Annotated in this window: 21 protein-coding genes; 18 read left to right on the top strand and 3 right to left on the bottom strand. The window is 66.3% G+C overall.

All coding sequences use genetic code 11. The features are described 5' to 3' along the window. Nucleotides 1-5: 5 nt before the first annotated feature. Nucleotides 6-1,316 (top strand): citrate synthase, encoded by a 1,311-nt coding sequence (gene gltA, locus BLV60_RS02900; protein WP_093049522.1) that lies wholly within the window; start codon nt 6-8, stop codon nt 1,314-1,316. 98 nt (nt 1,317-1,414) lie between these two features. Next, entirely contained in the window at nt 1,415-2,473 is a 1,059-nt protein-coding gene (locus BLV60_RS02895) for a purine-nucleoside phosphorylase (RefSeq protein ID WP_093049519.1), read from the top strand. A 20-nt stretch (nt 2,474-2,493) separates the two neighbouring features. Here BLV60_RS02895 and BLV60_RS02890 read toward each other — a convergent pair whose 3' ends face one another. Further along, complete coding sequence (locus BLV60_RS02890) at nt 2,494-5,838, bottom strand: autotransporter outer membrane beta-barrel domain-containing protein (protein WP_093049516.1); 3,345 nt, start codon at nt 5,836-5,838, stop codon at nt 2,494-2,496. 172 nt (nt 5,839-6,010) lie between these two features. Here BLV60_RS02890 and BLV60_RS02885 point away from each other — a divergent pair, with 172 nt between their 5' ends. From BLV60_RS02885 to accD, 12 genes are all read left to right on the top strand, one after another. Further along, nucleotides 6,011-6,832, top strand: a complete 822-nt coding sequence (locus BLV60_RS02885) for a helix-turn-helix transcriptional regulator (protein ID WP_093049513.1) — start codon at nt 6,011-6,013, stop codon at nt 6,830-6,832. A 141-nt stretch (nt 6,833-6,973) separates the two neighbouring features. Next, nucleotides 6,974-7,918 (top strand): LysR substrate-binding domain-containing protein, encoded by a 945-nt coding sequence (locus tag BLV60_RS02880; RefSeq protein WP_093049509.1) that lies wholly within the window; start codon nt 6,974-6,976, stop codon nt 7,916-7,918. 62 nt (nt 7,919-7,980) lie between these two features. Further along, a complete protein-coding gene (gene leuC / locus BLV60_RS02875; RefSeq protein ID WP_093049506.1) occupies nt 7,981-9,402 on the top strand; it encodes a 3-isopropylmalate dehydratase large subunit in 1,422 nt (473 codons plus the stop codon). A 14-nt stretch (nt 9,403-9,416) separates the two neighbouring features. Further along, nucleotides 9,417-10,067, top strand: a complete 651-nt coding sequence (gene leuD, locus BLV60_RS02870) for a 3-isopropylmalate dehydratase small subunit (protein WP_093049503.1) — start codon at nt 9,417-9,419, stop codon at nt 10,065-10,067. Nucleotides 10,068-10,107: 40 nt separating this feature from the next. After that, nucleotides 10,108-11,196, top strand: coding sequence for a 3-isopropylmalate dehydrogenase (gene leuB / locus BLV60_RS02865; RefSeq protein ID WP_093049500.1), 1,089 nt, complete (start codon nt 10,108-10,110; stop codon nt 11,194-11,196). A 90-nt stretch (nt 11,197-11,286) separates the two neighbouring features. Further along, entirely contained in the window at nt 11,287-12,429 is a 1,143-nt protein-coding gene (gene asd, locus BLV60_RS02860; protein ID WP_093049497.1) for an aspartate-semialdehyde dehydrogenase, read from the top strand. 169 nt (nt 12,430-12,598) lie between these two features. Continuing rightward, entirely contained in the window at nt 12,599-15,421 is a 2,823-nt protein-coding gene (locus tag BLV60_RS02855; protein WP_093049494.1) for a FimV/HubP family polar landmark protein, read from the top strand. A 33-nt stretch (nt 15,422-15,454) separates the two neighbouring features. Further along, nucleotides 15,455-16,267, top strand: coding sequence for a tRNA pseudouridine(38-40) synthase TruA (gene truA / locus BLV60_RS02850; protein ID WP_093049491.1), 813 nt, complete (start codon nt 15,455-15,457; stop codon nt 16,265-16,267). Next, a complete protein-coding gene (locus tag BLV60_RS02845) occupies nt 16,264-16,965 on the top strand; it encodes a phosphoribosylanthranilate isomerase (RefSeq protein WP_093049489.1) in 702 nt (233 codons plus the stop codon). The genes truA and BLV60_RS02845 overlap by 4 nt, the downstream gene beginning before the upstream one ends. 47 nt (nt 16,966-17,012) lie before the next feature. Then, nucleotides 17,013-18,299 (top strand): tryptophan synthase subunit beta, encoded by a 1,287-nt coding sequence (trpB, locus tag BLV60_RS02840; RefSeq protein WP_093049486.1) that lies wholly within the window; start codon nt 17,013-17,015, stop codon nt 18,297-18,299. After that, complete coding sequence (gene trpA, locus BLV60_RS02835) at nt 18,299-19,144, top strand: tryptophan synthase subunit alpha (protein WP_093049483.1); 846 nt, start codon at nt 18,299-18,301, stop codon at nt 19,142-19,144. Before trpB ends, trpA begins: the two co-directional genes overlap by 1 nt. A gap of 25 nt (nt 19,145-19,169) precedes the next feature. Beyond that, a complete protein-coding gene (gene accD, locus BLV60_RS02830) occupies nt 19,170-20,042 on the top strand; it encodes an acetyl-CoA carboxylase, carboxyltransferase subunit beta (RefSeq protein ID WP_012746558.1) in 873 nt (290 codons plus the stop codon). 64 nt (nt 20,043-20,106) lie between these two features. Here the strand turns inward: accD and BLV60_RS02825 are convergent, their stop codons facing one another. Next, nucleotides 20,107-20,667: a YggT family protein gene (locus tag BLV60_RS02825; protein ID WP_093049480.1), complete on the bottom strand. Its 561-nt coding sequence runs from the start codon at nt 20,665-20,667 to the stop codon at nt 20,107-20,109. A gap of 49 nt (nt 20,668-20,716) precedes the next feature. Between BLV60_RS02825 and BLV60_RS02820 the strand changes: the two genes are divergently transcribed. The 4 genes from BLV60_RS02820 (at nt 20,717) to BLV60_RS02805 (ending at nt 24,816) form a co-directional block, all read left to right on the top strand. Continuing rightward, nucleotides 20,717-21,361 carry an LON peptidase substrate-binding domain-containing protein gene (locus tag BLV60_RS02820; protein ID WP_256216697.1) on the top strand — a complete coding sequence of 215 codons (645 nt, stop codon included), beginning with the start codon at nt 20,717-20,719 and terminating at the stop codon, nt 21,359-21,361. Between the two features lie 124 nt (nt 21,362-21,485). Further along, the gene (gene lysS, locus BLV60_RS02815) at nt 21,486-23,024 is read left to right on the top strand and encodes a lysine--tRNA ligase (protein WP_093050387.1); all 1,539 of its coding nucleotides are present in this window, start codon (nt 21,486-21,488) and stop codon (nt 23,022-23,024) included. Next, nucleotides 23,021-24,301 (top strand): Hsp70 family protein, encoded by a 1,281-nt coding sequence (locus BLV60_RS02810; protein WP_256328817.1) that lies wholly within the window; start codon nt 23,021-23,023, stop codon nt 24,299-24,301. The genes lysS and BLV60_RS02810 overlap by 4 nt, the downstream gene beginning before the upstream one ends. Further along, nucleotides 24,298-24,816, top strand: a complete 519-nt coding sequence (locus BLV60_RS02805) for a YgjP-like metallopeptidase domain-containing protein (RefSeq protein ID WP_093049471.1) — start codon at nt 24,298-24,300, stop codon at nt 24,814-24,816. The genes BLV60_RS02810 and BLV60_RS02805 overlap by 4 nt, the downstream gene beginning before the upstream one ends. On the opposite strand, the gene BLV60_RS02800 is transcribed toward BLV60_RS02805, so the two are convergent. Further along, on the bottom strand, nt 24,817-25,632 hold the full coding sequence (locus BLV60_RS02800) for a glycosyltransferase family 2 protein (RefSeq protein WP_176928695.1): 816 nt from the start codon (nt 25,630-25,632) through the stop codon (nt 24,817-24,819). It abuts the gene before it with no gap. Between the last annotated feature and the right edge of the window lie 2 nt (nt 25,633-25,634).

The following is a 25,634-nucleotide window of genomic DNA, read 5'->3' as shown; positions in this document are numbered from 1 at the left end:
CCGAAATGAAAGCATCCGATACCAAGGCCACGCTGTCGTTCAGCAACGGCGGCGACAGCGTCGAACTGCCGATCTACAAGGGCACCGTGGGCCCCGACGTGATCGATATCCGCAAGCTGTACGCACAGACCGGCATGTTCACCTACGACCCGGGCTTCATGTCGACCGCCGCCTGCCAGTCGGCCATCACGTACATCGATGGCGACAAGGGCGAGCTGCTGTATCGCGGCTACCCCATCGAGCAGCTCGCGACCAACTGCGACTTCATGGAGACCTGCCACCTGCTGCTGTACGGTGAACTGCCGGACACGGCCAAGAAGGCCAACTTCACCAAGCTCGTGACCAACCACACGATGGTGAACGAGCAGATGCAGTTCTTCCTGCGCGGCTTCCGCCGCGACGCGCATCCGATGGCCATCATGACCGGCTTGGTGGGCGCCCTGTCGGCCTTCTATCACGACAGCACGGACATCAACAATCCCGAGCACCGCGAGATCGCCGCGATCCGCCTGATCGCGAAGATGCCCACGCTCGTGGCCATGGCCTACAAGTACACGATCGGCCAGCCGTACATGTACCCGAAGAACGACCTGAGCTACGCCGGCAACTTCCTGCACATGATGTTCGCCACGCCGTGCGAAGAGTACAAGGTGAACCCGGTGCTCGAGCGCGCGCTCGACCGCATCTTCATCCTGCACGCAGACCACGAGCAGAACGCCTCGACCTCGACGGTGCGCCTGTGCGGCTCGTCGGGCACGAACCCCTTCGCGGCCATCGCGGCCGGCGTGGCCTGCCTCTGGGGCCCCGCCCACGGCGGCGCCAACGAAGCGGCGCTGAACATGCTCTACGACATCCAGAAGGAAGGTGGCGTGGAGAAGATCGGCGAGTTCATCAAGAAGGTCAAGGACAAGAACTCGAACGTCAAGCTGATGGGCTTCGGCCACCGCGTGTACAAGAACTACGACCCGCGCGCCAAGCTGATGCAGGAAACCTGCAACGAAGTGCTGACCGAGCTGGGCCTGGAACAAGACCCGCTGTTCAAGCTCGCCAAGGAACTGGAAAAGATCGCCCTGGAAGACGAGTACTTCGTGTCGCGCAAGCTGTACCCGAACGTCGACTTCTACTCGGGCATCGTACAGCGCGCCATCGGCATCCCGGTGCCGCTGTTCACCGCGATCTTCGCGCTGGCCCGCACGGTCGGCTGGATCGCCCAGCTGAACGAAATGATCGGCGACCCCGAGTACAAGATCGGCCGCCCGCGCCAGCTGTTCGAAGGTTCGCCGAAGCGCGACGTGAAGCCGATCACGGCTCGCTGAGCTTCCGTCGAATCTCGATGATCAGAAAAGCTGCCTTCGGGCAGCTTTTTTTTGGCCTGTAAATTGCGATCTCTTTGGGCTCAAGAAGGAGAAGGCGAATGTCAGTTTTTCAACGCGTGACCTGGTTTGGCGCGAAGGCGGCATTCGTTGCCTTCGCGACAACGCTGCTGTTCGGCTGCGCTACCGACGCTCCCGGCGCAAAGGCGCCGCAGCAGATTGCAGTGAAGGTTCTCATCATCAGCATGTTCAAGCCCGAGGCACAGGTGTGGTTCGAGCCGCTGAAGCTGACCCGGGAGATCAAGGTGCCCGGCCTGTCCGCCGAGGATCCGCTGGTCCGGTGCAACGCCGATTCGGTGTGCCAGGTCACCACCGGCATGGGCCATACCAACGCGGCGGCTTCCATCACGGCACTGGTGTTCAGCGGGAAGTTCGACCTCTCGAAGACTTACTTCCTCGTGGCCGGCATCGCGGGCGTTGACCCGAATGTCTCGACCATCGGTTCTGCCACCTGGGCCAGGTTCCTGGTCGACTTCGGCATCGCGCACGAGATAGATGCGCGTGAAATGCCATCGACCTGGCGCTCTGGCTACTTCGGCATCGGCGCCAAAGATCCGGACTCGAAGCCCAAGTTCGAATACCGGACCGAGGTCTTCCGCCTCAACGAGAAGCTGCTGCAGAAGGCCCTGAAGCTGTCGGCCAATGCGCCGCTGGCCGACAACGACAAGGCACGCGCCTACCGCGCCAGGTATTCGCAGCCAACCGCCAAGGCCCGCCCGTCGGTCCTGCAATGCGACACCGCGGCCGGGGACACCTACTGGCACGGCAGGTTCCTGGGCGAAACCGCCACGCGCTGGGTTTCGCTCGTGACCGACGGGCAGGGCAAGTACTGCACCACCCAGCAGGAAGACAACGCCACCTACGAGGCATTGAAGCGAGGCGCCAGCGCGGGGCTGCTCGACCTGCAGCGCGTGGCGGTTCTCCGCACGGCCTCCAATTTCGATCGGCCCTACCAGGGGCAGACCGCTTACGCCTCGTTGAATGCCGAGTCGGGCGGTTTCCCGATCGCTACCGGCAATCTCCTGATCGCGGGACGCCCGCTGGTGGATGCGATCGTGGGCAACTGGTCCGCGTGGAGCGCGGGGGTTCCCGCGGACTGATCCGTTCCGGGCTCAGCCTTTCACCACTTCACCCGCACGCCGATCGACCCGTTGATCGAGCTCTTGACCTTGGCGTCGCCACCGCTGGCCCAGAGCTTGCCGATTTCGCCGTAGAGGCTTGTCGTCTGGCCCAGCGCCAGCGTGAAGCCGCCTGCCAGCTCGGTGCTTGTGCCGCCCGTCGGCGCCGAGATATCGGTCGTCGTCGCCCCGTTCACGAAGCGCGCGATGTCCGCGCCGCTCGATGTCCTGTAGACGTTGAAGCGGCCGTACGGCTGCAGCGCGCCGATGCCGGTGTCGATCTGGCCCTTCACCCGAACGCCCGCACGGGCGATCCAGCCGCTGTCGGCCTGCGGCTGCGCGATGGCGCCAGCGATGGCGGAGTTGTTCAGATCCATGTGCTGGTGAATCAGCTGCAGCTGCGGCTCGACGCTCCAGCCACTGCCGCCCAACGCAAAGGCCTGGCCCACCTCGATCGAGCCCAGCAGGCTGTTGCCCTTGCCGCCGACACCCGGGCTCAGGAATGGCTCGACCGTGTAGCGGTGACGGCCCGACTGCACCACCGCATCGGCGTAGAAGCCGCTGTCGCTGGTGTAGGTGCCGTACACGCCCAGGTACTGGCTGCGCAGGTCGTTGCGGCCCACGGCCAGGTTCTGGATGCCGCTGGCGAAGCCGTTCACGCGGGCATCGCCGTCGAGCTGGCCGACGTAGAGGCCTGCTCGCCAGTTCGGCATGACCAGCAGGTCTGTGCCTGCCTGGAAGCCGGTGAGGCGCCCTTTGCTGGATGGCGAGACGGCACCGCCCTGCCGGATGTCGATGTCGGTGGAGAGCACGCGGGCCCAGGCGCGGCGATCAGAACCGGTCGGGGTGGTCGCGGTGCCCTTGACGTCGTCATCGCCCACGCGCTTGCGCAGGTCGCCCAGCATCGCGAGGTTGCCCTGTCGCAGCTGGCCCGCCAGCGCGGCGTAGAGCGAGGCTTCCGCGCGGTAGGTGATCACGGGCGCAGAGGGCGTGGGCGCACCTGGCGATGCAGTGGTGCTCGAACGCAGGAACCAGTTCTCGCCTGCGCCATTGGCATCGGCGGCGTACAAGCGGTACTCGTAGGCGCCGGCATCCACATGGCCATTGGCCAGCGAGAACGCATCCTTGGTCGTCTGGGCAGTGGTCGTCGCGCCGTTCTGCGCGGTGATCACCTCGATGCCGTTGCCGCTGGTGAGCGCACCCAGGCCGCCGAGGTTGGTGATCTGCACCGTGGTCTTGCCGCTGGCCACCGCAGATGCGCCGTTGAGCACCAGACGATCCGACGGCCCCGTGCCGTTGAGCGCGGTGCCGAGCCTGAGCACGCCGTTGTTGCCGACGTACGCGCCCGTCACCGTCAGCGTGGTGCCTGCGGTCGCACCCACCAGCGAGACGGTGCCGCTGTTGGCTAGCGAGGCCACGCTCTGATTGAAGCCCGCCAGATCGAGCGTCGCGCCCGAAGCCACGCTGTGCGCCGAAGCCGCGCTGAAGGTGTTGGCGGCGCCCGCCTTGAGCGTGCCCTGCGCGACGTTGGTCGCGCCGGTGTAGTTGTTGGCGCCCGACAGCGTCAGCGTACCCGTGCCTTCCTTCGTGATGAAGCCGCCGCCGCTGATCGCGCCGCTCAAGATCGCGTTGAATGCGCCGGTGTCGATGACCGGATCGTTGTTGCCCGTGAGCTGGATCGCGTTGGCGATCGTCAGCCCGTCGGCGCTGAAGCCCAGCGTGGTGTCGTCGTCCATCGACAGCGTGCCGGTGCCCAGCGCCAGGTTGTTGCCGAGGTTCAGGCGCCCCTGGCGCAGCGCGGTGCCGCCGGTGTAGGTGCTGGCGCCCGAGAGCGTCAGCGTGCCGGTGCCCTGCTTGACGAGGCCGCCGCCGGTGCCGGTCAGACTGCCGCTGAAGGTTTGCGATGTGTTGTCGGTCAGGGTCAAGGTGTTGGCGCCCAGTGCCACCAGGCTGCCCGCCACGCCCGACAGGTGCGCCACCGACTGGCTGCTGCCGGTCGACAGGTCGAACACCGCGCTGCCCCCCGTCAGCGATACCCCGGTCGCCCCGGCCAGGGTGCCCGCGCCGGCCAATTTCAGCGTGCCGTTGCTGATGGTCGTCTCGCCCGTGTAGCTGTTCGCGTTCGTCAGCGTCAGGGTGCCGGTACCCGTCTTCGTCAGGCCGCCGGTACCGCTGATGCCGCTTGCCAGCGTCACGTCGTTGCCGTTGGTGTCGAACGTACCGCCGCTTGCACCCAGCGCATTCAACCGGCCGGAAATGTCCGTCGTGTTTGCCGCGGCCCATTGCAGGCCGCCGCCGTTCAGGGTGATGCGGCCGGTGCCGAGGTTGCCGCCGTTGCTGAAGTTGATCAGGCCGGCGTTGACGATCGTGGCACCCGAGTAGGTGTTCGCCCCGGTCAGGAAGGTGATGCCGCTGGCGTTCTGCACGACCGCGCCAGTGCCGGCGATGGCCGTGGCAAATGTGTAGGTGGCATCGGACTGGTTGAAGTTGATCGTGCCCGCATTGGTGATGCTGCCGACCAGCCCGGTGACGGTGCCGGCGGTCGTGCCGTTGGCCGTGGCATTGCCGATGTTGAGCGTGCCGTTTCCATTGATGGTGAAAGCGGCACCGGTCAGGTTCAGCGTGCTGCCATCACCCAGGTTGAAGACACCCGCGCCGCCCGCCCCGCCGTTGCCGGAGCAGCCGCAGTTGCCGCCCGTGCCCCCCAGGCCGCCGATGTACAGCTGGGTGCCGACCGTGATGGTCGCCCCGCCGGTGGCAGTGAGCGTTCCACTGCCGCCCGTGCCGCCATTGCCGCCCCGTGTGAAAGGGGCTCCCCCCGAACCGCCACCGCCACCGGCACCGCCGATCAGCAGCGTGTTGGTGACGTTCAGGGCCGTGCCGTTGAGATTGAGTACCCCTGCACCTCCGTCGCCTCCATTCATGCCGCCCAGGTTGGCGCCGTCCCCGCCGCCGGCGCCGCCCCCGATGCCGACGTAGTCGTAGATCGGCAGGAGGCTGCTGCCGCTGGCCGGGCTGGGGAGCGTCTGCGTCGGAGCGGGAACACCACCCGCACCACCAGCGCCTGGAAGGTAGAAGTCTGCCCCGCCACCGCCGCCGCTGATGCTGCCGTTGCCACCGTCACCGCCGCCCGTGCCGCCTGTGCCTATGAGGAGCACGTCGGCCGCGTGCGCAAGCGGCGCGGCCAGGCCCAGCGACACCGCGAACATCGCGCTCGCCGCAGCGCGACGCCGTGCGCGGCGCTTCCCGCCCGCGCCCGCTCCTTTGACGGCCGACACGGCCAGTTCAGACACAGCCTGCCAGACGCCCAGACTCCCGTTCCAGACGACCCTGAAAGTGCGATTCATCCTGTTGATCCCGTTCTGTTTTGTCGGATCCGGCTACGTGGTCGCAGCCGCGTTTCACGGAACGCCACTCGAGGCACTTGCTCGCGACGGAGCTATGCCGGGCATCCGGGAGACTTGAAGGAGCCAATGTAAGATTTGCAACAGGACGATTCAATTACCCGAAAGAGTAGTCATGAACACCGACCCGATCCTGTTGCAGGAAATCGTGCGCCTCTACGAGGCCGAACCTGACCTGCTGACGCTGCCGCAGCTGCTCTTCGAGGGTGTGGTCCGCCTGACGGACTCCGACGTGGTCGGCTGGACGGAGGTCCACCATCGCAGCGGCGAGCTGCGCGCGCTGCTGTCGGTCGAAGACGACCCGGATCGGCGCCAGACAGCGTTCCAAGCCTACGCACGTCACGCGGGCAGCCACCCTTTCTGGCAGAAGGATCCAGCCTTTTACGGCGAGCGCGCGGTGCGTGAATCGGATGTCTTTACCGATGAGGAATTCATGGCGCTCCCCATGGCTCGCGATGTCTTCCTGCCATCGGGCGCTCACCGCATCATGGGCGTCCTGATTCAGCACGGCGAATACGCGTTGGACCTGAGCGCGCATCGGGTCATCGGGCGACCGGCATACAGCGATGCGCAGCGCGACCGGCTTCAGATCTACCGAGGGCACGTGCTGCGCGTATACCGCCAGGCGCAGCAGCGCACCGTCGACAACCTTCCCCCAGCCGACCGCCTTCGCTACGCCTTTCCGGAGTTGACGCAGCGTCAGGTCGAGGTTGCCGTGTGGATTGCCCAAGGCAACTCGAACGAGGCCATCGCCAGTGCCATGAACGTCACTCTGGATACCGTCAAGGCGCATTTGAAGGCGATCTTCAGCAAGATCGGCACCGACAGCCGGCTCGCCCTGGCCAAGCTTGTCCACACCGTGCCGCCGTTCTCGCAGATGCCGCCGCTGTGGAAGCTGCCGATGGGAACGTGGAAAACGCAAACCAGACTTGGGTGACGCGCACGGCGAAGCCGTGCAGCCGCAGGGCATCCCGTCGCCACCCGGCAACGATGCCATCGTGCATCGCGATGGATATGGGGCGAAAACAAGGGGAAAATGACGATCTCATCGCAAAGCGCGATGACTCCCCACAGCCCCATGAGCACATCCGAACGCAACTTCGCCCGCCGCATCGACCTCACGTCGCTGCAGCTGTTCGTTGCCGTGTGCGAACTGGGCAGCATCGGCCGCGCTGCCGAGCGCGAGTTCATCGCGGCCTCGGCCATCAGCAAGCGGCTGTCCGACCTCGAGGCCACGCTCGGCACCACCCTGCTCTACCGCCACGCGCGTGGCGTCGACCTCACGCCCGCTGGCGAAAGCCTGCTGCATCACGCCCGCTCGGTGCTCTACAGCCTGGAGAAGATGCAGGGCGAACTCAGCGAATACGCCGACGGCGTGCGCGGCCACGTGCGGGTGCACGCCAACATCTCGGCCATCGTTCAGTTCCTGCCCGAAGACCTGGGCGTGTTCACGCGCGCCCACGAGGCCATAAAGATCGACCTTGAAGAACACCTGAGCAGCGAAGTGATCCGCGCGGTGCAGGAAGGCGCGGCCGACCTCGGCGTGTGCCACGTGGCCGGCGGCGTGGGCGAGTTGCAAAGCCTCTCGTACCGGCACGACCGCCTCGCGCTCATCGTGCCCACGGGGCATGCGCTGGCGGCGCAGGGCGCCATCGACTTCGTGGATTCGCTCGACTTCGACCACGTCGGCCTGCACACCAACAGCTCGATCTACGTCGCGATGCACGAGGCCGCGCTCGACGCCGGCCGCAGCATCAAGCTGCGTATCCACGTGACGGGCCTCGACGCCATGTGCCGGATGATCGAGAACGGCCTGGGCATCGGCGTGATGCCGCAGCGCGCCTTCGAGCTCATGCAGAACGGCATCGGCCGCGGCCTCGTGAGCGTGGCACTCAACGACGCCTGGGCTGCACGCGAGATCCGGCTGGTGGCGCGCGACTTCTCCACCCTGCCGGTGGCGGCGCGCTCGCTGGTGAATCACCTGCACGCGGCTGCGGACGCCACAGAACAGATCGCGGCCTGAACCTCGAATTCACGGCCGCAACGACAGACAATCCATTTCCCCACGAAAGACAAGAGACCGACATGGCACGCACGCTCTACGACAAGATCTGGGACGAACACGTCGTCCACACCGAGGAAGACGGCACCGCGATCCTCTACATCGACCGCCACCTGGTGCATGAAGTGACCAGCCCTCAGGCCTTCGAAGGCCTGCGCGAAGCCGGTCGCAAGCTGTGGCGCATCAGCTCGGTCGTGGCCACCGCCGACCACAACACGCCCACCACGGGCTGGGAGCGCGGCTACGAAGGCATTGCCGATCCGACCAGCAAGGAACAGGTCACCACGCTTGACCACAACATCGCCGAATTCGGCGCGGCCGCGTTCTTCCCGTTCCTGAGCAAGCGCCAGGGCATCGTGCACGTGATCGGCCCCGAGTCGGGCGCGACGCTGCCGGGCATGACTGTCGTCTGCGGCGACTCGCACACCTCCACGCACGGCGCGTTCGGCGCGCTGGCGCACGGCATCGGCACCAGCGAGGTCGAGCACGTGATGGCCACGCAGACGCTGCTGGGCAAGAAGGCGAAGAACATGCTCGTGAAGGTCGAAGGCAAGCTGCCGCTCGGCTGCACCGCCAAGGACATCGTGCTGGCCATCATCGGCAAGATCGGCACGGCCGGCGGTACCGGCTACACCATCGAATTCGCGGGCTCGGCCATTCGCGACCTGAGCATGGAAGGCCGCATGACGGTCTGCAACATGGCCATCGAGGCCGGCGCGCGCGCCGGGCTGGTGGCGGTCGACGAGAAGACCATCAGCTACGTGAAGGGCCGTCCGCTCGCGCCCACCGGCGTGGAGTGGGACCAGGCAGTGACCTACTGGCGCACGCTGCAGTCCGACCCTGGCGCGACCTTCGACGCCGTGGTCGAGCTCGACGCCGCGCAGATCCAGCCGCAAGTGACCTGGGGCACCTCGCCCGAGATGGTGGTCGATATCAACGGCCGCGTGCCCGATCCCGACAAGGAAAAAGATGCGAACAAGCGCGGCGCCATCGAGCGCGCGCTGGTCTACATGGGCCTGGAGCCGAACAAGGCCATGAACGACATCTTCATCGACAAGGTGTTCATCGGCTCTTGCACCAACAGCCGCATCGAAGACATGCGCGAAGCCGCCGCCGTGGTGAAGAAGCTCGGCCAGAAGGTCGCGAAGAACGTGAAGCTCGCGATGGTCGTGCCCGGCTCGGGCGTGGTGAAGGAACAGGCCGAGCGCGAAGGGCTCGACCTGATCTTCAAGGCAGCAGGCTTCGAATGGCGCGAGCCCGGCTGCTCGATGTGCCTCGCGATGAACGCCGACCGGCTCGAGCCCGGCGAGCGCTGCGCATCCACCAGCAACCGCAACTTCGAAGGCCGCCAGGGCGCCGGCGGCCGCACCCACCTCGTGAGCCCCGCGATGGCTGCCGCTGCTGCCGTGCACGGCCACTTCGTCGACGTGCGCACCTTCGCCTGATCTGGAGACAACACATGCAGAAATTCACCGTGCACAAGGGCCTCGTGGCCCCGATGGACCGCGAGAACGTCGACACCGACGCGATCATTCCGAAGCAGTTCCTGAAGTCGATCAAGAAGACCGGCTTTGGCGTGAACCTGTTCGACGAATGGCGCTACCTCGACGCAGGCTTTCCGGGCCAGGACCCGGCCAGCCGCAAGCCGAACCCCGACTTCGTGCTGAACCAGCCGCGCTACGCCGGCGCCTCGGTGCTGCTGGCGCGCAGGAACTTCGGCTGCGGCTCGTCGCGCGAGCATGCGCCGTGGGCGCTGGACCAATACGGCTTTCGCGCGATCATCGCGCCGAGCTACGCCGACATCTTCTTCAACAACAGCTTCAAGAACGGCCTGCTGCCGATCGTGCTGCCCGAGGCGCAGGTGGCGCAACTGTTCGACGAGACCTTCGCGTTTCCGGGCTACCAGCTGACCATCGACCTGGAACGCCAGATGGTCGTGAAGCCCGATGGGCAGGAGTTCGCGTTCGACGTGCAGGCCTTCCGCAAGTACTGCCTGATCAACGGGCTGGACGACATCGGCCTCACGCTGCGCCACAAGGACAAGATCAAGGCCTTCGAGGCCGAGCGCCTGGCGCAGAAGCCGTGGCTCGCGCACACGATGATCTCCTGATCGCGCGCATTTCCGTTCTCAAAAAACCTCAGACCAATTTATGAAAATCGCAGTTCTCCCGGGTGACGGCATCGGCACCGAAATCGTGGCGGAAGCCGTCAAGGTGCTCGACGTGCTCGACCTGAAGTTCGAGATGGAGTCGGCACTGGTCGGCGGCGCGGCCTACGAGGCGCACGGCCACCCGCTGCCCGAATCGACGCTCAAGCTGGCGAAAGAAGCCGACGCAGTGCTGTTCGGCGCCGTCGGCGACTGGAAGTACGACAAGCTCGACCGGCCGCTGCGGCCCGAGCAGGCCATCCTGGGGCTGCGCAAGAACCTCGGCCTGTTCGCGAACTTCCGTCCCGCCATCTGCTATGAGCAACTGGTGGATGCATCGAGCTTGAAGCCCGAGCTGATCGCGGGCCTGGACATCCTCATCATTCGCGAGCTGACCGGCGACATCTACTTCGGCCAGCCGCGCGGCCGCCGCATCGCGACGGACGGGCACTTCCCGGGCGCCGAAGAGGCGTTCGACACGATGCGCTATTCGCGCCCCGAGATCGAACGCATCGCCCGCGTGGCCTTCGAGGCGGCCCGCAAGCGCAGCAAGCGCGTGACCAGCGTCGACAAGAACAACGTGCTGGAAACCTCGCAGCTGTGGAAAGACGTGATGCTCGACATCGCGAAGGAATATCCGGACGTCGAACTCGACCACATGCTGGTCGACAACGCGGCCATGCAGCTCGTGAAGGCGCCCAAGAAATTCGACGTGGTGGTCACCGGCAACATGTTCGGCGACATCCTCTCGGACGAGGCCGCGATGCTCACCGGCTCCATCGGCATGCTGCCTTCGGCGTCGCTCAATTCGAGCAACCAGGGCCTGTACGAGCCCAGCCACGGGAGCGCCCCCGACATTGCCGGCAAAGGGGTTGCCAATCCTTTGGCTACAATCCTGTCCGCTGCCATGATGCTCCGCTTCTCACTCAACCAAGCCGAAGCTGCCGACCGTATCGAGTCGGCGGTCAAGGACGTGCTCGCCTCCGGGCTGCGCACGGGCGACATCTGGTCAGAAGGTACGAAGCGCGTCGGCACCCGCGAAATGGGCGACGCGGTCGTTGCAGCAATCACCAAAAAGACGATTACCGGCTAACCGCAGCCCGCTTCGTCACGCCCCTCCCCGGCTCGACGAGTCGGGGGCAAGAAAAGACAAATTTTTCTTTTTTCATAAGGGCAAACTGAAATGGCGAACGCATCTCAACCTCTGGTCGGCCTCGTGGGCTGGCGCGGCATGGTCGGCTCGGTCCTGATGGACCGCATGCAGGCCGAAGGCGACTTCGGTCTCATCGAGCCGGTCTTCTTCTCGACCTCCAACGCCGGCGGCAAGGCCCCGGCGATGGCCAAGAACGAAACCGCGCTGAAGGATGCGAACGACATCGAGGCACTGAAGAAGTGCGACATCGTCATCACCTGCCAGGGCGGCGACTACACCAGCGAGGTGTTCCCCAAGCTGCGCGCCGCCGGCTGGAACGGCCACTGGATCGACGCCGCCTCCACCCTGCGCATGCAGGACGACGCGATCATCGTGCTCGACCCGGTCAACCTGCCGGTCATCGAGAACGCGCTCGCCAAGGGCGGCAAGAACTGGATCGGCGGCAACTGCACCGTGAGCTGCATGCTCATGGGCGTGGGCGCCCTCTACAAGGCAGGCCTGGTCGAGTGGATGACCAGCATGACCTACCAGGCAGCCTCGGGCGGCGGCGCGCAGCACATGCGCGAGCTGCTGACCCAGTTCGGCACTCTCAACGCCGAAGTGCGCGCCCTGCTGGACGACCCGAAGTCGGCCATCCTCGAAATCGATCGCAAGGTGCTGCACAAGCAGCAGACCCTCAGCGCCGCTGAAACGGCCAACTTCGGCGCGCCGCTGGGCGGTTCGCTGATCCCCTGGATCGACAAGGACCTGGGCGACGGCATGTCCAAGGAAGAGTGGAAGGGCGGCGCCGAGACCAACAAGATCCTCGGCCAGGGCCCGGGCTTCAGCACCGCTGCCACGCCGGTCGACGGTTTCTGCGTTCGCATCGGCGCGATGCGCTGCCACAGCCAGGCCCTGACCTTCAAGCTCAAGAAGGACGTGCCGGTCGCCGACATCGAAGCGATGATCGCCGCCGACAACCCCTGGGCGAAGGTCGTGCCGAACACGCGCGAAGCCACCCTGAAGGACCTGACGCCGGTGGCCGTGACGGGCACCATGGACATCCCAGTCGGCCGCATCCGCAAGCTGGCGATGGGCCCGGAATACGTTGGTGCCTTCACCATCGGTGACCAGCTGCTGTGGGGCGCCGCGGAACCGCTGCGCCGCATGCTGCGTATCCTGCTCGAAGCCTGATGCGGGCTGCTCAGGGCCTTTTGAAACATGAATTGTTGCCTTACGGCAACATCGAATGTGTGCGTAAGTATGCGCGCACTGGGTAGAACAAGCGCATTGCCTTGTCAGTGCCCGGTGATGGTGCTAACGTCCTCTTACAAATTCTGGGCCTGAGCCGCCCCCTATCAGCATGACAAGACATCTGTTGCCTGCGGCCAGCCCATCGGCCGCTCGCCCGCCTCTGCCATCGAATGGCTGGCGCCTTTCCATCCTTGGCGCGGCGGCAGCCGTGGCCCTGGGCATCGTCAGCACCGACGCCAGCGCATTCGCGCTGGGTCAGCTGAAGGTGCAATCGGCGCTGGGCGAACCCTTGCGCGCCGAGATCGACGTGACCGAAATCGCCGCCAACGAGGCGGACGGTCTGAAGATCAACATCGCCACGGCCGAAGCTTTCAAGAGCGCGGGCGTTCCGTACAACTCGGCACTGAGCGACGTCAAGGCGACGCTTCAGCGCCGCGCCGGCGGCCAATACGTGGTGCGCTTGAGCGGTAACCGCCCGTTGAACGACCCGTTCATCGACCTGTTGCTCGAGGCCAACGGTTCGTCGGGCCGCATCGTGCGCGACTACACCGTGCTGCTCGATCCGCCGGCCACGCGCCAGGCGGCGGCACCGGCCACGCCCATTTCGCCCCAGATCGCCACGCCGACCGAACGCGTTGCCCCGGCAGCCCGTGCTCGCCGCGAGCGCCCTCCGGTGGTGCCGGCTGCGCCTTCGGCAGCCCCCTCTGCACCTGCGGCAGCTTCACCGGCGCCTGCGCCCGCTGCGGCAGCACCCGCCCCTGTCACCGCAGCCGCTCCGGCAGTTCGCAGCGGTGGCGGCGAACAAGTCACCGTTCAGCGCGGCGACACCGCCAGCAAGATCGCCGGCGCCCACAAGCCAGCTGACGTGTCGCTGGACCAGATGCTGGTGGCGCTGCTGCTCTCCAATCCCGATGCATTCGTCGGCGGCAACGTCAACCGCATGCGCGCCGGCGCGGTGCTCGATCTGCCGAGCGGTGCCGAGGCGGCCGCCATTCTGCCGGACGAAGCCCGCCGCACGGTCACGGCACAGAGCCGCGACTTCGGCGCCTACCGCCAGCGCCTGGCCGACAACGCGCCGACCTCGAACGTGGCCGCCGCCAGCCGCAAGGCATCGGGCAAGCTGCAAGCCAACGTCGAAGACCGCAATGCAGCGGCCAGTGCCCCCGACAAGCTCACGATCTCGCAAGGCAACGCGGCCACCCGCGCCGCCGACGAAAAGGTCGCGCAGACCCGTCAGGCACAAGACAACAACAACCGCGTCGCGGAACTGTCGAAGAACATCAACGAGCTGAACAAGCTCAAGGCTGCAACGGGCACCGGTTCGTCGGCACCTGCCGCAGCCGCTGCGCCGGCAGCACCGTCGACGCCGGGCATCCCGGTTCCGGCACCGACCACCAGTGCCACGACCGCTTCCCCGGTAGCAAGCCCTGCACCGGCACCCGTTGCTGCACCAGTCCCGGCTCCCGCCCCCGTTGCGGCAGCCGCGCCAGCCGCTCCCGCAGCAGCACCGAGCCCCGCGCCCACGCCCGAGGCAACGGCTGCAGCCCCTGCTGCTGCACCGGCTCCGACGGCCGAGGCAGCCGCCGCTGCGCCGGCTGCAACCGACGCCGGTGCCGCTCCCGCAACCGCGGCAGCGAGCGCTGCGGTGGCCGCCGCTGCACCGAAGCCAGTCGTGAAGAAGCCCGCTCCGCCGCCCCCGCCGGAGCCCACCTTCCTCGAAGAACTGCTGGACAACCCGCTGATGCTGGCCGGCGCGGCGCTGATCGCGCTGCTGATCGGCTTCCTGCTGTACCGCGTGCTGGGCCGCCGGCGCGAGGAAATGAGCGAAAGCGTGTTCCTCGAAAGCCGCATCCCGAAGGATTCGTTCTTCGGCGCCAGTGGCGGTGAATCAGTCGACACCAAGCATCGCGGCGACTCCACCGTCTCGTCGCTGTCGTACTCCCCGAGCCAGCTCGACGCAGGCGACGTGGACCCCGTGGCCGAAGCCGACGTGTACCTGGCCTACGGCCGCGACCTGCAGGCCGAGGAAATCCTGCGTGAAGCGCTGCGCCTGAACCCCGACCGCACCGCCATCCACCTGAAGCTGCTCGAAATCCACGCCAAGCGCCGCGATGTGCGCGCCTACGAAGGCCTGGCTACCGAAGTGCACAAGCTGACCGGCGGCCTCGGCTCCGACTGGACCCGCGTGGTCGACATGGGCAAGGATCTCGATCCGGGCAACCCGCTGTACGAATCGGGCGCTCCCCGCAGCGGTGGCGGTGCCAGCGCTGCCGAGACGGCCGCCTTCGCAGGCGCCCTCGCTTCGGCCGCCAAGCCGGCAGCAGTTCCGCCTCCCGCAGCACCGCCAGTGGCCGTTGCACCGCCCGCCTTCGTGCCCTCGGTGGCACCGCTGGACTTCGACCTCGACCTGACCACGCCGCCGGCACCCGCCCCTGCGCCGGTCCAGCACGCACCGGTCGGCGCCAGCCTGCCGAAGTCGGTCTACGCGCCCGCTCCGACGACAGCACGCCCCGCGCCGTCCCTGTCGAACGGCCACGCCGCAACGCCTGTCGATCTCGAGAACGACTTCGACACCGCCCCCGGCGCGCTGTCGGCAGACACGCTCCCCAGCTCGCTGAGCGATGCGGAACACAACACCCGCCCCGCCGCGCTGCGCAATGCGCTGCCGGCCGACTCGGGTTTCATCGAGTTCGACATGAGCGCACTGGCAGGCCTGCCGGCTGCCCGCTCGGCCGAAACTGCAAGGCCTGCGGCTACCGCGCCTGACGACGAAGGCGATGACAGCCCGCACGCCGTCAAGCTGTCGCTCGCTCGCGAACTGCAAGCCATCGGCGACGTCGAAGGCGCCCGTTCGCTGGTCGAGGAAGTCGAGGCCGAAAGCGCCGGCGACCTCAAGTCGCAAGCCCGTCAACTGCTCGCGGAACTGCGCTGAGCGATTGCCGCTCCTGTCGTTCTTCCTGAATTCGTGAGGCTGGCGCTCGGCATCCGGTACAACGGCCAAGCGTACGAGGGCTGGCAAAGCCAGCGCTCGGGCCGCACGGTGCAGGACAAGCTCGAAGCGGCCCTCACGAAGTTCGCCGCGCAGCCCATCGGCACGCTGTGCGCCGGACGCACCGATGCCGGCGTGCACGCGCTGATGCAGGTGGTGCACTTCGACACCACCGTCGAGCGCGAACCCTTCTCCTGGATGCGCGGCACCAACCGCTTTCTGCCCGACGACATCGCGGTGCAGTGGGCGCAGCCGGTGCCCGACGAATTCCACTGCCGTGCCAGTGCCCTGGCGCGCCGCTACCTCTACGTGCTTTCTCAATCGCCGGTGCGGCCCAGCCTCGATACGGGCCGGGTCGGCTGGTCGATGCATGCGCTCGACGGCGATGCGATGCGCGCCGCGGCCGCGCTGCTCGTCGGGCGGCACGACTTCAGTTCGTTCCGCGCCTCGGCCTGCCAGGCGCGCTCGCCGGTCAAGGACCTGCGGCGCATCGAGATCACGCGCGTGGGCGACGGCGAACGCTGCCGCTGGCATTTCGAATTCGAAGCCGACGCCTTCCTGCACCACATGATCCGCAACCTGATGGGTTGCCTCGTGCGCATCGGCCGTGGCGACGAACGGCCCGAGTGGATTTCTGAAGTGCTCGAGGCGCGCAGCCGCAAGGTGGCGGCGCCCACCTTCTCCGCGGACGGCCTGTATTTCCTGGGCCCGTTGTACGACGCCAAGTGGGGTCTGCCGGCGGAAGCCACGCTGCAGGCCGGCGGGGCTCCGTATGATGGTCCGCCATGACCGCGCCTCCCGTTCCCCGCACCCGCATCAAGATCTGTGGTCTGACACGTGAGGCCGACGTGGATGCGGCAGTCGAAGCCGGCGCCGACGCCATCGGCTTCGTGCTCTACGCGAAGAGCCCCCGGGCCGTGACACCCGAGCGCGCCGCCGAACTGGCCTCGCGCCTGCCCCCGTTCATCACGCCCGTGCTGCTGTTCGTGAACGAGGATGCTCCCAAAGTCATAGCAGCACTCAGCCGCGTGAAGGGCGCCATCGCGCAATTCCACGGCGAGGAGACGCCCGAACAGTGCGAAGAAGCCAGCGGTCCGGGGCGCTTTCGCTACATGCGCGCGGCCCGCATTCCGCTGGGGGCTGCCGGGGCCGGCTTCGACCTCGTAAAATACGCGTCCGATTACTCCCACGCCCAGGCCATCCTGCTCGACGCCCATGTCGAAGGTTATGGCGGTGGCGGCAAGGCATTCGATTGGTCACTTCTTCCACCCGCCGTCGACGCTCACCTCGTCTTGAGTGGTGGGCTCACACCTGCAAACGTGAGCGATGGCATTCGCATCCTGCGGACGCGCTGCAAGACGCTGTCCGTTGATGTGAGCTCGGGCGTCGAAATCGACGGTCCCGGGAACAAGGGCCTCAAGGACGCCGGAAAGATCCGGCAATTCGTCGCAGCCGTCAGGGCTGCCGACGCGTCCTTCTCCAGTTAGCCGCCGCAGCCGATCGTTGTCGGGCTGCGGCTCACCGATCGAGAATCATGCAAAGCCAATTCCAGGACTACCAGCAACCCGATGCCACCGGCCATTTCGGCAACTACGGCGGCACCTTCGCGAGCGAAACGCTCACCCACGCGATCAACGAACTGCGCGACGCGTACGCCAGGTTCAAGGACGATCCGGCGTTTCTCGCCGAATTCCACTATGAGCTGAAGCACTTCGTCGGCCGCCCCTCGCCGATCTACCACGCCGCACGCACCAGCCGTGAAATGGGCGGCGCGCAGATCTACCTGAAGCGCGAAGACCTGAACCACACCGGCGCGCACAAGATCAACAACGTGATCGGCCAGGCGATGCTCGCTCGCCGCATGGGCAAGCCCCGCGTCATTGCCGAAACCGGCGCCGGCCAGCACGGCGTGGCCACCGCCACCATCTGCGCGCGCTATGGCCTCGAATGCGTGGTCTACATGGGCAGCCAGGACGTGAAGCGCCAGAGCCCCAACGTCTACCGCATGAACCTGCTCGGCGCGACCGTGGTGCCCGTCGAATCCGGCAGCAAGACGCTGAAGGACGCGCTCAACGAGGCGATGCGCGACTGGGTCACCAATGTGGAAAACACCTTCTACATCATCGGCACCGTCGCCGGCCCGCACCCCTATCCGACGATGGTGCGCGACTTCCAGAGCGTGATCGGCACCGAGTGCATCGAGCAGATGCCGGCCATGCTCGCGGCCGACGGCATCACCGGCGAGGCCGAGGGCAGGCAGCCCGACGTGGTCGTCGCCTGCGTGGGCGGCGGCAGCAACGCCATGGGCATCTTCCATCCCTACATCCCGTTCGCTGGCACGCGCCTGATTGGCGTGGAAGCTGCGGGCGAAGGGCTCGACAGCGGCAAGCATTCAGCGTCGATCCTGCGCGGCAGCCCCGGCGTGCTGCACGGCAACCGCACCTACCTGCTGCAGAACGAGGACGGGCAGATCACCGAGACCCACAGCATCAGCGCGGGCCTCGACTACCCAGGCGTGGGTCCCGAGCACGCGTACCTGGCCGACATCGGCCGCGCCGAATACGTCGGCATCACCGACACCGAAGCGCTCGAAGCCTTCCATTACCTGTGCCGAACGGAGGGCATCATCCCCGCGCTCGAATCCAGCCATGCCCTGGCCCATGCAATGAAGCTCGCCAAGACCATGCGCCCCGACCAGTCGATCCTGGTGAACCTCTCGGGCCGCGGCGACAAGGACATCGGCACCGTCGCCGATCTGTCGGGCGTCGATTTCTACGACCGGCCCTCGATGCGCGGTCTGAGCGTGAAGGGAGGCAAGTGATGAGCCGCATTGCCGCCACCTTCGACGCGCTGAAAAAAGACGGCCGTCGCGCCCTGATTCCCTACGTGACCGCCGGCTTCCCCTTCGCCGACATCACGCCCGAGCTGATGCACGGCATGGTCGAGGCCGGCGCCGACGTGATCGAGCTGGGCGTGCCCTTCTCCGACCCCATGGCCGACGGGCCTGTGATCCAGAAAGCCGGCGAAGCCGCGCTGGCATTGGGCATCGGCATGAAGCAGGTGCTCGCCATCGTGGCCGCCTTCCGCCAGAAGGACTCGACGACGCCCGTGGTGCTGATGGGATACGCCAATCCGGTCGAGCGCTACGACCTCGTGCACGGCAAGAAAGCCTTCATCCGCGATGCGGTCGCCGCCGGCGTCGACGGCCTGCTGGTGGTCGACTACCCGCCGGAGGAATGCGAAGACTTCGCCGCCGAACTGAAGGCTGCCGGCATCGACCTGATCTTCCTGCTGGCGCCCACCAGCACCGACGAGCGTATGGCCCAAGTGGCTCGCATTGCCAGCGGCTACGTCTACTACGTGTCGCTCAAGGGCGTGACCGGCGCTGGCCACCTCGACACCGAGGCGGTCGGCCAGATGGTCCCGCGCATCCGCCAGCACTTGAGCATCCCGGTCGGCGTGGGCTTCGGCATCCGCGATGCGCGCACGGCGCAGGCGGTCGGATCGGCCGCGGATGCGGTCATCATCGGCACCAAGATCATTCAACTCATCGAAGACCAGCCCCGCGAGCGGGTGGTGCCGGCGGTGCGCGAATTCCTTGCGGGCATCCGCGAGGCGCTCGACGCGCTGCCTGCCGCCACGGCCAAGAACGCGGCTGGTCGATAATCACCGCCAACACAAGGAGCCCCTTATGAGCTGGCTTGAAAAACTGCTACCCGCCAAGATCGCACAAACCGACCCGTCCGAGCGCCGCCAGGTGCCCGAGGGCCTGTGGATCAAATGCCCCGCCTGCGAGACCGTTCTGTACAAGACCGATCTCGAGCACAACCAGAACGTCTGCCCCAGCTGCAGCCACCACCACCGCATCGGCGCCCGCGCGCGGCTCGACGCGTTCCTCGATGCCGAGGGCCGCTACGAAGTCGGCCAGGAAGTGCTGCCCGTCGACGCGCTGAAGTTCAAGGACAGCCGCAAGTACCCCGAGCGCCTGAAGGAAGCCCTGGAAAACACCGGCGAAACCGATGCGCTGGTCGTCATGGGCGGCTCGGTCCACAGCATCAGCGTGGTCGTGGCCTGCTTCGAGTTCGAATTCATGGGCGGCTCCATGGGCAGCGTGGTCGGCGAGCGCTTCGTGCGCGGCGTCGAGACCGCCATCGAGCAGAAGGTGCCCTTCATCTGCTTCACCGCCACCGGCGGTGCGCGCATGCAGGAAGGCCTGCTCTCGCTGATGCAGATGGCCAAGACGAATGCCGCGCTCACGCGCCTGGCAAAGAAGGGCCTGCCCTACATCAGCGTGCTGACCGACCCGACCATGGGCGGCGTGTCGGCAGGCTTCGCCTTCGTGGGCGACGTGGTGATCGCCGAGCCCAAGGCGCTGATCGGCTTTGCCGGCCCGCGCGTGATCGAATCGACCGTGCGCGTGACGCTGCCCGAAGGCTTCCAGCGCGCCGAGTTCCTGCAGACCAAGGGCGCCATCGACTTCATCAGCGACCGCCGCGAACTGCGCAAGACCATCGCCAGCACGCTGGCCATGCTGCTGCGCCAGCCGGCCGACGCGGTCAGCTGAGCGAAACAGGGCAAAAGCAAAAGGGCCCGGGTGCGATGCATCCGGGCCCTTTTTTATTGCCGCTTCAGAAAGTCAGTTGATAGGCAAACACCAGCAGGTTGCCCAGCACGATCGCGATCACCTGCAGCACGACGATGGCTGCCAGCGGCGACAGGTCGACCCCGCCGATCAGCGGAATGAAGCGGCGAAACGGCCGCACCAGCGGCTCGGCCAGGCGCGAGATCAGGTCGAGCAGCATCGGCGAGGCGTTTGGAATCCACGACAGCACCGCGTAGACCACCAGCAGCGCGGTCAGGCCGGAAACCGCCAGTTGCATCAACCCGACCAGCGACACCAGCGGCAAGGTCGCGATGCGCCCAAGATTGCCCACCAGCAGCCACAGCAGCAGAAACTTCAGCATCACCAGCAGCCAGGCCGCGATCAGGCTTGCCATGTCCCAGCGCTTCACCGCGGGCACGATGCGCCGCAGCGGCAGCACGATCCAGTCGGTGATGGCGAACACGAAGCGCCCGAGCGGATTGCCGAACGGCACCCGGTGGTACTGCATGTAGAGCCGCAGCAGACATGCGCCGCCGAGGAGGCCGACGATCACGTCGAGAAGGAACGAGGGAATCTGATAGAGCATGGGGCGTGGCCGTGAGCGGAATGCGATGATAGCCACGCAAGGCTCTTCGATGACGACACAACCCTTTTTGCATTCACTGCCATTGTTCCCGCTCGGTACGGTCCTGTTTCCGGGTGGCCTTCTTCCACTGCGCATCTTCGAGGTTCGCTATCTCGACATGATCGGCAAGTGCCGCAAGGCCGATGCGCCCTTCGGCGTGGTGAGCCTCACCAGCGGCAGCGAAGTGCGCAAGGCCGGCGCCGATGCGGAAAGCTTCGCCGCCATCGGCACGCTGGCCATGATCCGCGAGTTCGAATCGCCGCAGAGCGGCCTGCTGCAGATCGAATGCGTGGGCACGCAACGCTTTCGGGTTCGCAGCAATGAGCTGCAGAAGCATGGCCTGTGGGTCGCCGAAGTCGAGGCCGTGAGCGACGACGTCGCGCTCGAAATCCCCGACGACCTGCGGCACACCGCCACCGCGCTGCAGCGCCTGATCGACACGCTGGAAGAACGCCGGCGTGCGCAAGGCGAAGCGGTGCGGCTGCCCATCGGCGCGCCCTACCAGCTCAACGATTGCGGCTGGGTGGCCAACCGCTGGTGCGAACTGGTGCCGATGCAACTCGAACTGCGCCAGCGCCTGATGGAGCTCGACAGTCCGTTGATGCGGCTCGAACTGGTCAGCGATCTGCTCGCACGCACGGGCATCACTGAATAGGCCGCTACTTTTTTTGTAGCACATTGCGCAGGATTGACGGGCGCTGGGCGCAGGTTTTATTCAAACCCGATGGGCTAAAATGCCAGCCCCGCGCACGCTCCCGGATGCGCGCCACCCGCCTCCCATGTCCGATCAAAAGACCCCCTCGCCTCCTCCGCCCCCCGTCGACGAAAACCAGCTCATCGCAGAACGCCGCGAAAAGCTCAAGCTGCTGCGCACGGCGCAGGCCGAGGGCAAAGGCGTTGCGTTCCCGAACGACTTCAAGCCTGGCCACCGTGCGGCGGCACTCGCCGAGGCGTATGACGCCACCGAGGCCGAAGCCCTCGAGGCGCAAGCCGTTGCAGTGAGCGTAGCCGGCCGGATGATGCTCAAGCGCGTGATGGGCAAGGCCAGCTTCGCCACCCTGCAAGATGCCACCAGCCGCATCCAGCTCTACGTGACGCGCGACGCGGTCGGCGAAGACATCTACGCCGACTTCAAGCGCTGGGACCTGGGTGACATCGTTGGCGCCGAAGGCACGCTGATGAAGACCAAGACCGGCGAGCTGTCGGTCAAGGTGACCAAGCTGCGCCTGCTCACCAAGAGCCTGCGCCCGCTGCCCGACAAGTTCCACGGCATGGCCGACCAGGAGCAGAAGTACCGCCAGCGCTACGTCGACCTGATCACCGACGAATCGGCACGCGTGCGCTTCACCGCGCGCAGCAAGGCCGTGAGCGCGCTGCGCGAGTTCATGGTGGCCAACGACTTCCTCGAAGTCGAGACGCCCATGCTGCACCCGATTCCGGGCGGCGCGAACGCCAAGCCCTTCAAGACGCACCACAACGCGCTCGACCAGGAGATGTTCCTTCGCATCGCGCCCGAGCTGTACCTCAAGCGCCTGATCGTCGGCGGCTTCGAGCGCGTGTTCGAAATCAACCGGAGCTACCGCAACGAGGGCATCTCGGTGCGGCACAACCCCGAGTTCACGATGATGGAGTTCTACGCGGCCTACTGGAACTACCGCGACCTGATGGACTTCACCGAGACGCTGATCCGCACCATCGCCGACAAGGCCGTGGGTACGCAGCAGCTCACCTACCAGGGCAAGCCGGTCGACCTGACCCAGCCCTTCGAGCGCCTGACGATCCGCGAGGCGATCCTGAAGTACACCGACGCCGGTGATGGTGTCGACGACGCCGCTTGGCTCATCAACGCCCTGCGCAAGATCGGCCTGAGCGAAGAGAAGGACAAGCTCTCGCAGCGCAGTTTGGCCAGCCTGCAGGTGATGTACTTCGAGGAGACTGTGGAAGAGAAGCTCTGGCAGCCGACCTTCATCATGGAGCACCCGACCGAGATCTCGCCGCTGGCGCGCGCCAACGACGAGCGCCCCGAGGTCACCGAACGCTTCGAGCTGTACATCACCGGCCGCGAGTTCGGCAACGGCTTCAGCGAGCTGAACGACGCCGAAGACCAGGCCGCGCGCTTCAACGCGCAGGTGGCCGCCAAGGACAGCGGCGACGACGAAGCCATGTACTACGACCACGACTTCGTGCGTGCGCTCGAATACGGCATGCCGCCCACCGGCGGCTGCGGCATCGGCATCGACCGGCTGATGATGCTGCTGACGGATTCGCCGAGCATTCGCGACGTGATCCTGTTCCCGGCGCTGCGCAGGGAATCTTGAGCGTGTTGTCACCGTCGTCGCTGCCGACGATCGGCATCGACTTCGGCACCTCCAACTCCGCCGTGGCCTGCCGGGTCGACGGCGAGGCCCGCCTGTTGCCCATCGAAGGCGCGGCCACCACCCTGCCCACCGCGATCTTCTTCAACGCCGAAGACCGCACGACCCACTTTGGCCGCGATGCCATCGGCCAGTACCTCTCGGGCACCGAAGGCCGCCTGATGCGCTCGCTGAAAAGCCTGCTCGGCAGCGCGCTGATGCAGGAGAAGACTGCCATCTACGACGGTCTCGTGAGCTTCGAGGACATCATCGCGCGCTTCCTGCGCGAACTGGCCATGCGCGCCAGCCGCGAGCTCGGCCGGATGCCCGAGCGCGTGGTGATCGGACGGCCCGTGCATTTCGTGGACGACGATGCCAAGCGCGACGAGCGTGCCGAAGAGAGCCTGCGCCACGCAGCGCGCGCGGCGGGGTTCCGCGAGATCGCCTTCCAGCTCGAACCTATTGCGGCCGCCTTCGACTACGAGCAGCGCATCGCCAAGGAATCGATCGTGCTCATCGTCGACATCGGCGGCGGCACCTCGGACTTCACCGTCGTGCGCGTCGGCCCCGAGCGTGCCGCGCGCGAGGACCGCAGCGACGACGTGCTGGCCACCAGCGGCGTGCACATCGGCGGCACCGACTTCGACCAGCGCCTGAACCTCGAGCGCGTGATGCCGCAATTCGGCTTCCGCCACCACGGCCCGCAGGGACGCGAGGTGCCGAGCAAGGTGTTCTTCGAGCTCTCGTCCTGGCACCTGATCAACTGGCTCTACGCCGCCAAGGCGGTGCGCCAGGCAAAGGATTTGCGCACGAGCTACAGCGACACGCGGCTGCACGACCGGCTGATGACCGTGCTCGAAGAGCGGCACGGGCACCGCATCGCGAGTGCGGTGGAAGCGGCCAAGATCGATGCCTCGGTGACCGATGCGGCGACGGCCATCGACCTCTCCTGCGCCGAACACGGGCTGGTGGCCTCGCTCACGCCGGACGATATGGCACAGCAGCTGGCCGGACCGCTCGAGAACGTGATCGCGTGCGCACACGCCTGCGTCAAGCGCGCGGGCCTGCGCAGCGGCGACCTCGACGCGATCTACCTCACCGGCGGCTCTTCGGCGCTGCGACCGTTCCAGCACGCACTGCGCAAGAGCTTCGCGGGCGTGAACCTGGTCGAGGGCGACCTGTTCGGCGGCGTGGCCACGGGGCTGGCCTGCGCGGCGCGCACGGAGCGCCGTCGCGCATGAAATACCTGGCGGGCTATCCGGCACCCCTGCTGGACCAGGTCCGCCAGCTGATCGCCGAGGACAAGCTCGCTGCGCTGCTCGGCAAGCGCTATCCGGACGGAGTGCACAACGTGCAGACCGACCGCGCGCTCTACGAGTACGTGAGCGAGCTCAAGAGCGAGTTCATGCGCAAGGCCGAACCGCTGTCGAAGGTGATGTTCGACAACAAGCTGCACGTGATCCGCAACGCGCTGGGCACGCACACCACGGTGTCGCGCGTGCAGGGCGGGAAGCTCAAGGCCAAGCGGGAGATCCGGGTGGCGAGCCTGTTCAAGGGCGTGCCGCTGGCCTGGTTGCGGATGATCGTCGTGCACGAACTTGCCCACATGAAGGAGCGAGAGCACGACAAGGCCTTCTATGCGCTGTGCATGCACATGGAGCCGGACTACCAGCAGCTCGAATTCGACTTGCGGCTGTATCTGACGCACCTGGACATGAACGGTCGTCGGCTCTGGGACGCCAGCTCCCGGCCCTGATCAGTCGGACGCGAAGAACGCGGACAACTCGCGCGCCAGCACCTCGACCTCTTCCTGGGACATGGTCTCGATGGCATGCGACGCACGCAGGTTCTCGGTGCCATGAAGGCTCTCGATCAATTCATTGCGCGAACCCGAATCGTGGTGCAAGTGGAAAAGGGGCACGTGCATCGAGTGCCAACGCAGACCCAGCCGCCCTGCCCTGCGCAGCAGTTCGTCGTCCTCGCCGCCCCATCCTTCCAGGCGTGCGTTGTACCCGCCGACACGGATGTACTCGCTGCGCTTGAACAGCACGATGCCCCCATTGGCATTCGAGTACAGCACGCCGGCATCCGGAGGCAGTTGCTCCACGTTGATCGATGCGAATCGGGCGTAGTCGGGCAACTGCATGAAATCGCGCTTGAGTTCACCCGTCACGTTGATGACGCTCCAGTAGGGGCACAGCACCTCGCTGCTGTCACGGTCCAGCAGCACATCGACACAGCCACGCAGCGTTGAAGGCTGGGCAATGGAATCGGCGTCGTGGAAGCAGATCACAGGGCTGCGGGCCAGCCGGACGCCCGTGTTGTAGAGCATCGACTTGGGAAACGGCCCATCGTGATGGATGAAGACATGCCGGATCTTCGGATCGCACAGCCGCTGCCAGTCGAAGCGCGGCGCCGTCGCCGCCTCCATCAACCACAGCCGGTAGTCGGTATAGGTGTAGGCCAGATGCGCCAGCACGGCATAGAGGTTCTCGCGCCGCTCTTCGGTCGCCTCCCTGTACGAAACGATGATGTCTATATCGCGAAGGGAGATCTTGTCGGTTGCCGTCATGA

It is taken from the genome of Variovorax sp. YR634 (genome assembly GCF_900106655.1).
Classification (GTDB): Bacteria; Pseudomonadota; Gammaproteobacteria; order Burkholderiales; family Burkholderiaceae_C; genus Variovorax.
Note: the sequence above shows the minus strand (reverse complement) of the source record. Positions and strands in the feature narration are given on the sequence as shown.

Bases quoted from the DNA above. Each gene is read 5' to 3' on its own strand.
- gltA (WP_093049522.1), top strand. From the start codon at position 6: ATGAAAGCATCCGATACCAAGGCCACGCTGTCGTTCAGCAACGGCGGC.
- BLV60_RS02895 (WP_093049519.1), top strand. From the start codon at position 1,415: ATGTCAGTTTTTCAACGCGTGACCTGGTTTGGCGCGAAGGCGGCATTC.
- BLV60_RS02890 (WP_093049516.1), bottom strand. From the start codon at position 5,838: ATGAATCGCACTTTCAGGGTCGTCTGGAACGGGAGTCTGGGCGTCTGG.
- BLV60_RS02885 (WP_093049513.1), top strand. From the start codon at position 6,011: ATGAACACCGACCCGATCCTGTTGCAGGAAATCGTGCGCCTCTACGAG.
- BLV60_RS02880 (WP_093049509.1), top strand. From the start codon at position 6,974: ATGAGCACATCCGAACGCAACTTCGCCCGCCGCATCGACCTCACGTCG.
- leuC (WP_093049506.1), top strand. From the start codon at position 7,981: ATGGCACGCACGCTCTACGACAAGATCTGGGACGAACACGTCGTCCAC.
- leuD (WP_093049503.1), top strand. From the start codon at position 9,417: ATGCAGAAATTCACCGTGCACAAGGGCCTCGTGGCCCCGATGGACCGC.
- leuB (WP_093049500.1), top strand. From the start codon at position 10,108: ATGAAAATCGCAGTTCTCCCGGGTGACGGCATCGGCACCGAAATCGTG.
- asd (WP_093049497.1), top strand. From the start codon at position 11,287: ATGGCGAACGCATCTCAACCTCTGGTCGGCCTCGTGGGCTGGCGCGGC.
- BLV60_RS02855 (WP_093049494.1), top strand. From the start codon at position 12,599: ATGACAAGACATCTGTTGCCTGCGGCCAGCCCATCGGCCGCTCGCCCG.
- BLV60_RS02845 (WP_093049489.1), top strand. From the start codon at position 16,264: ATGACCGCGCCTCCCGTTCCCCGCACCCGCATCAAGATCTGTGGTCTG.
- trpB (WP_093049486.1), top strand. From the start codon at position 17,013: ATGCAAAGCCAATTCCAGGACTACCAGCAACCCGATGCCACCGGCCAT.
- trpA (WP_093049483.1), top strand. From the start codon at position 18,299: ATGAGCCGCATTGCCGCCACCTTCGACGCGCTGAAAAAAGACGGCCGT.
- accD (WP_012746558.1), top strand. From the start codon at position 19,170: ATGAGCTGGCTTGAAAAACTGCTACCCGCCAAGATCGCACAAACCGAC.
- BLV60_RS02825 (WP_093049480.1), bottom strand. From the start codon at position 20,667: ATGCTCTATCAGATTCCCTCGTTCCTTCTCGACGTGATCGTCGGCCTC.
- BLV60_RS02820 (WP_256216697.1), top strand. From the start codon at position 20,717: ATGACGACACAACCCTTTTTGCATTCACTGCCATTGTTCCCGCTCGGT.
- lysS (WP_093050387.1), top strand. From the start codon at position 21,486: ATGTCCGATCAAAAGACCCCCTCGCCTCCTCCGCCCCCCGTCGACGAA.
- BLV60_RS02805 (WP_093049471.1), top strand. From the start codon at position 24,298: ATGAAATACCTGGCGGGCTATCCGGCACCCCTGCTGGACCAGGTCCGC.
- BLV60_RS02800 (WP_176928695.1), bottom strand. From the start codon at position 25,632: ATGACGGCAACCGACAAGATCTCCCTTCGCGATATAGACATCATCGTT.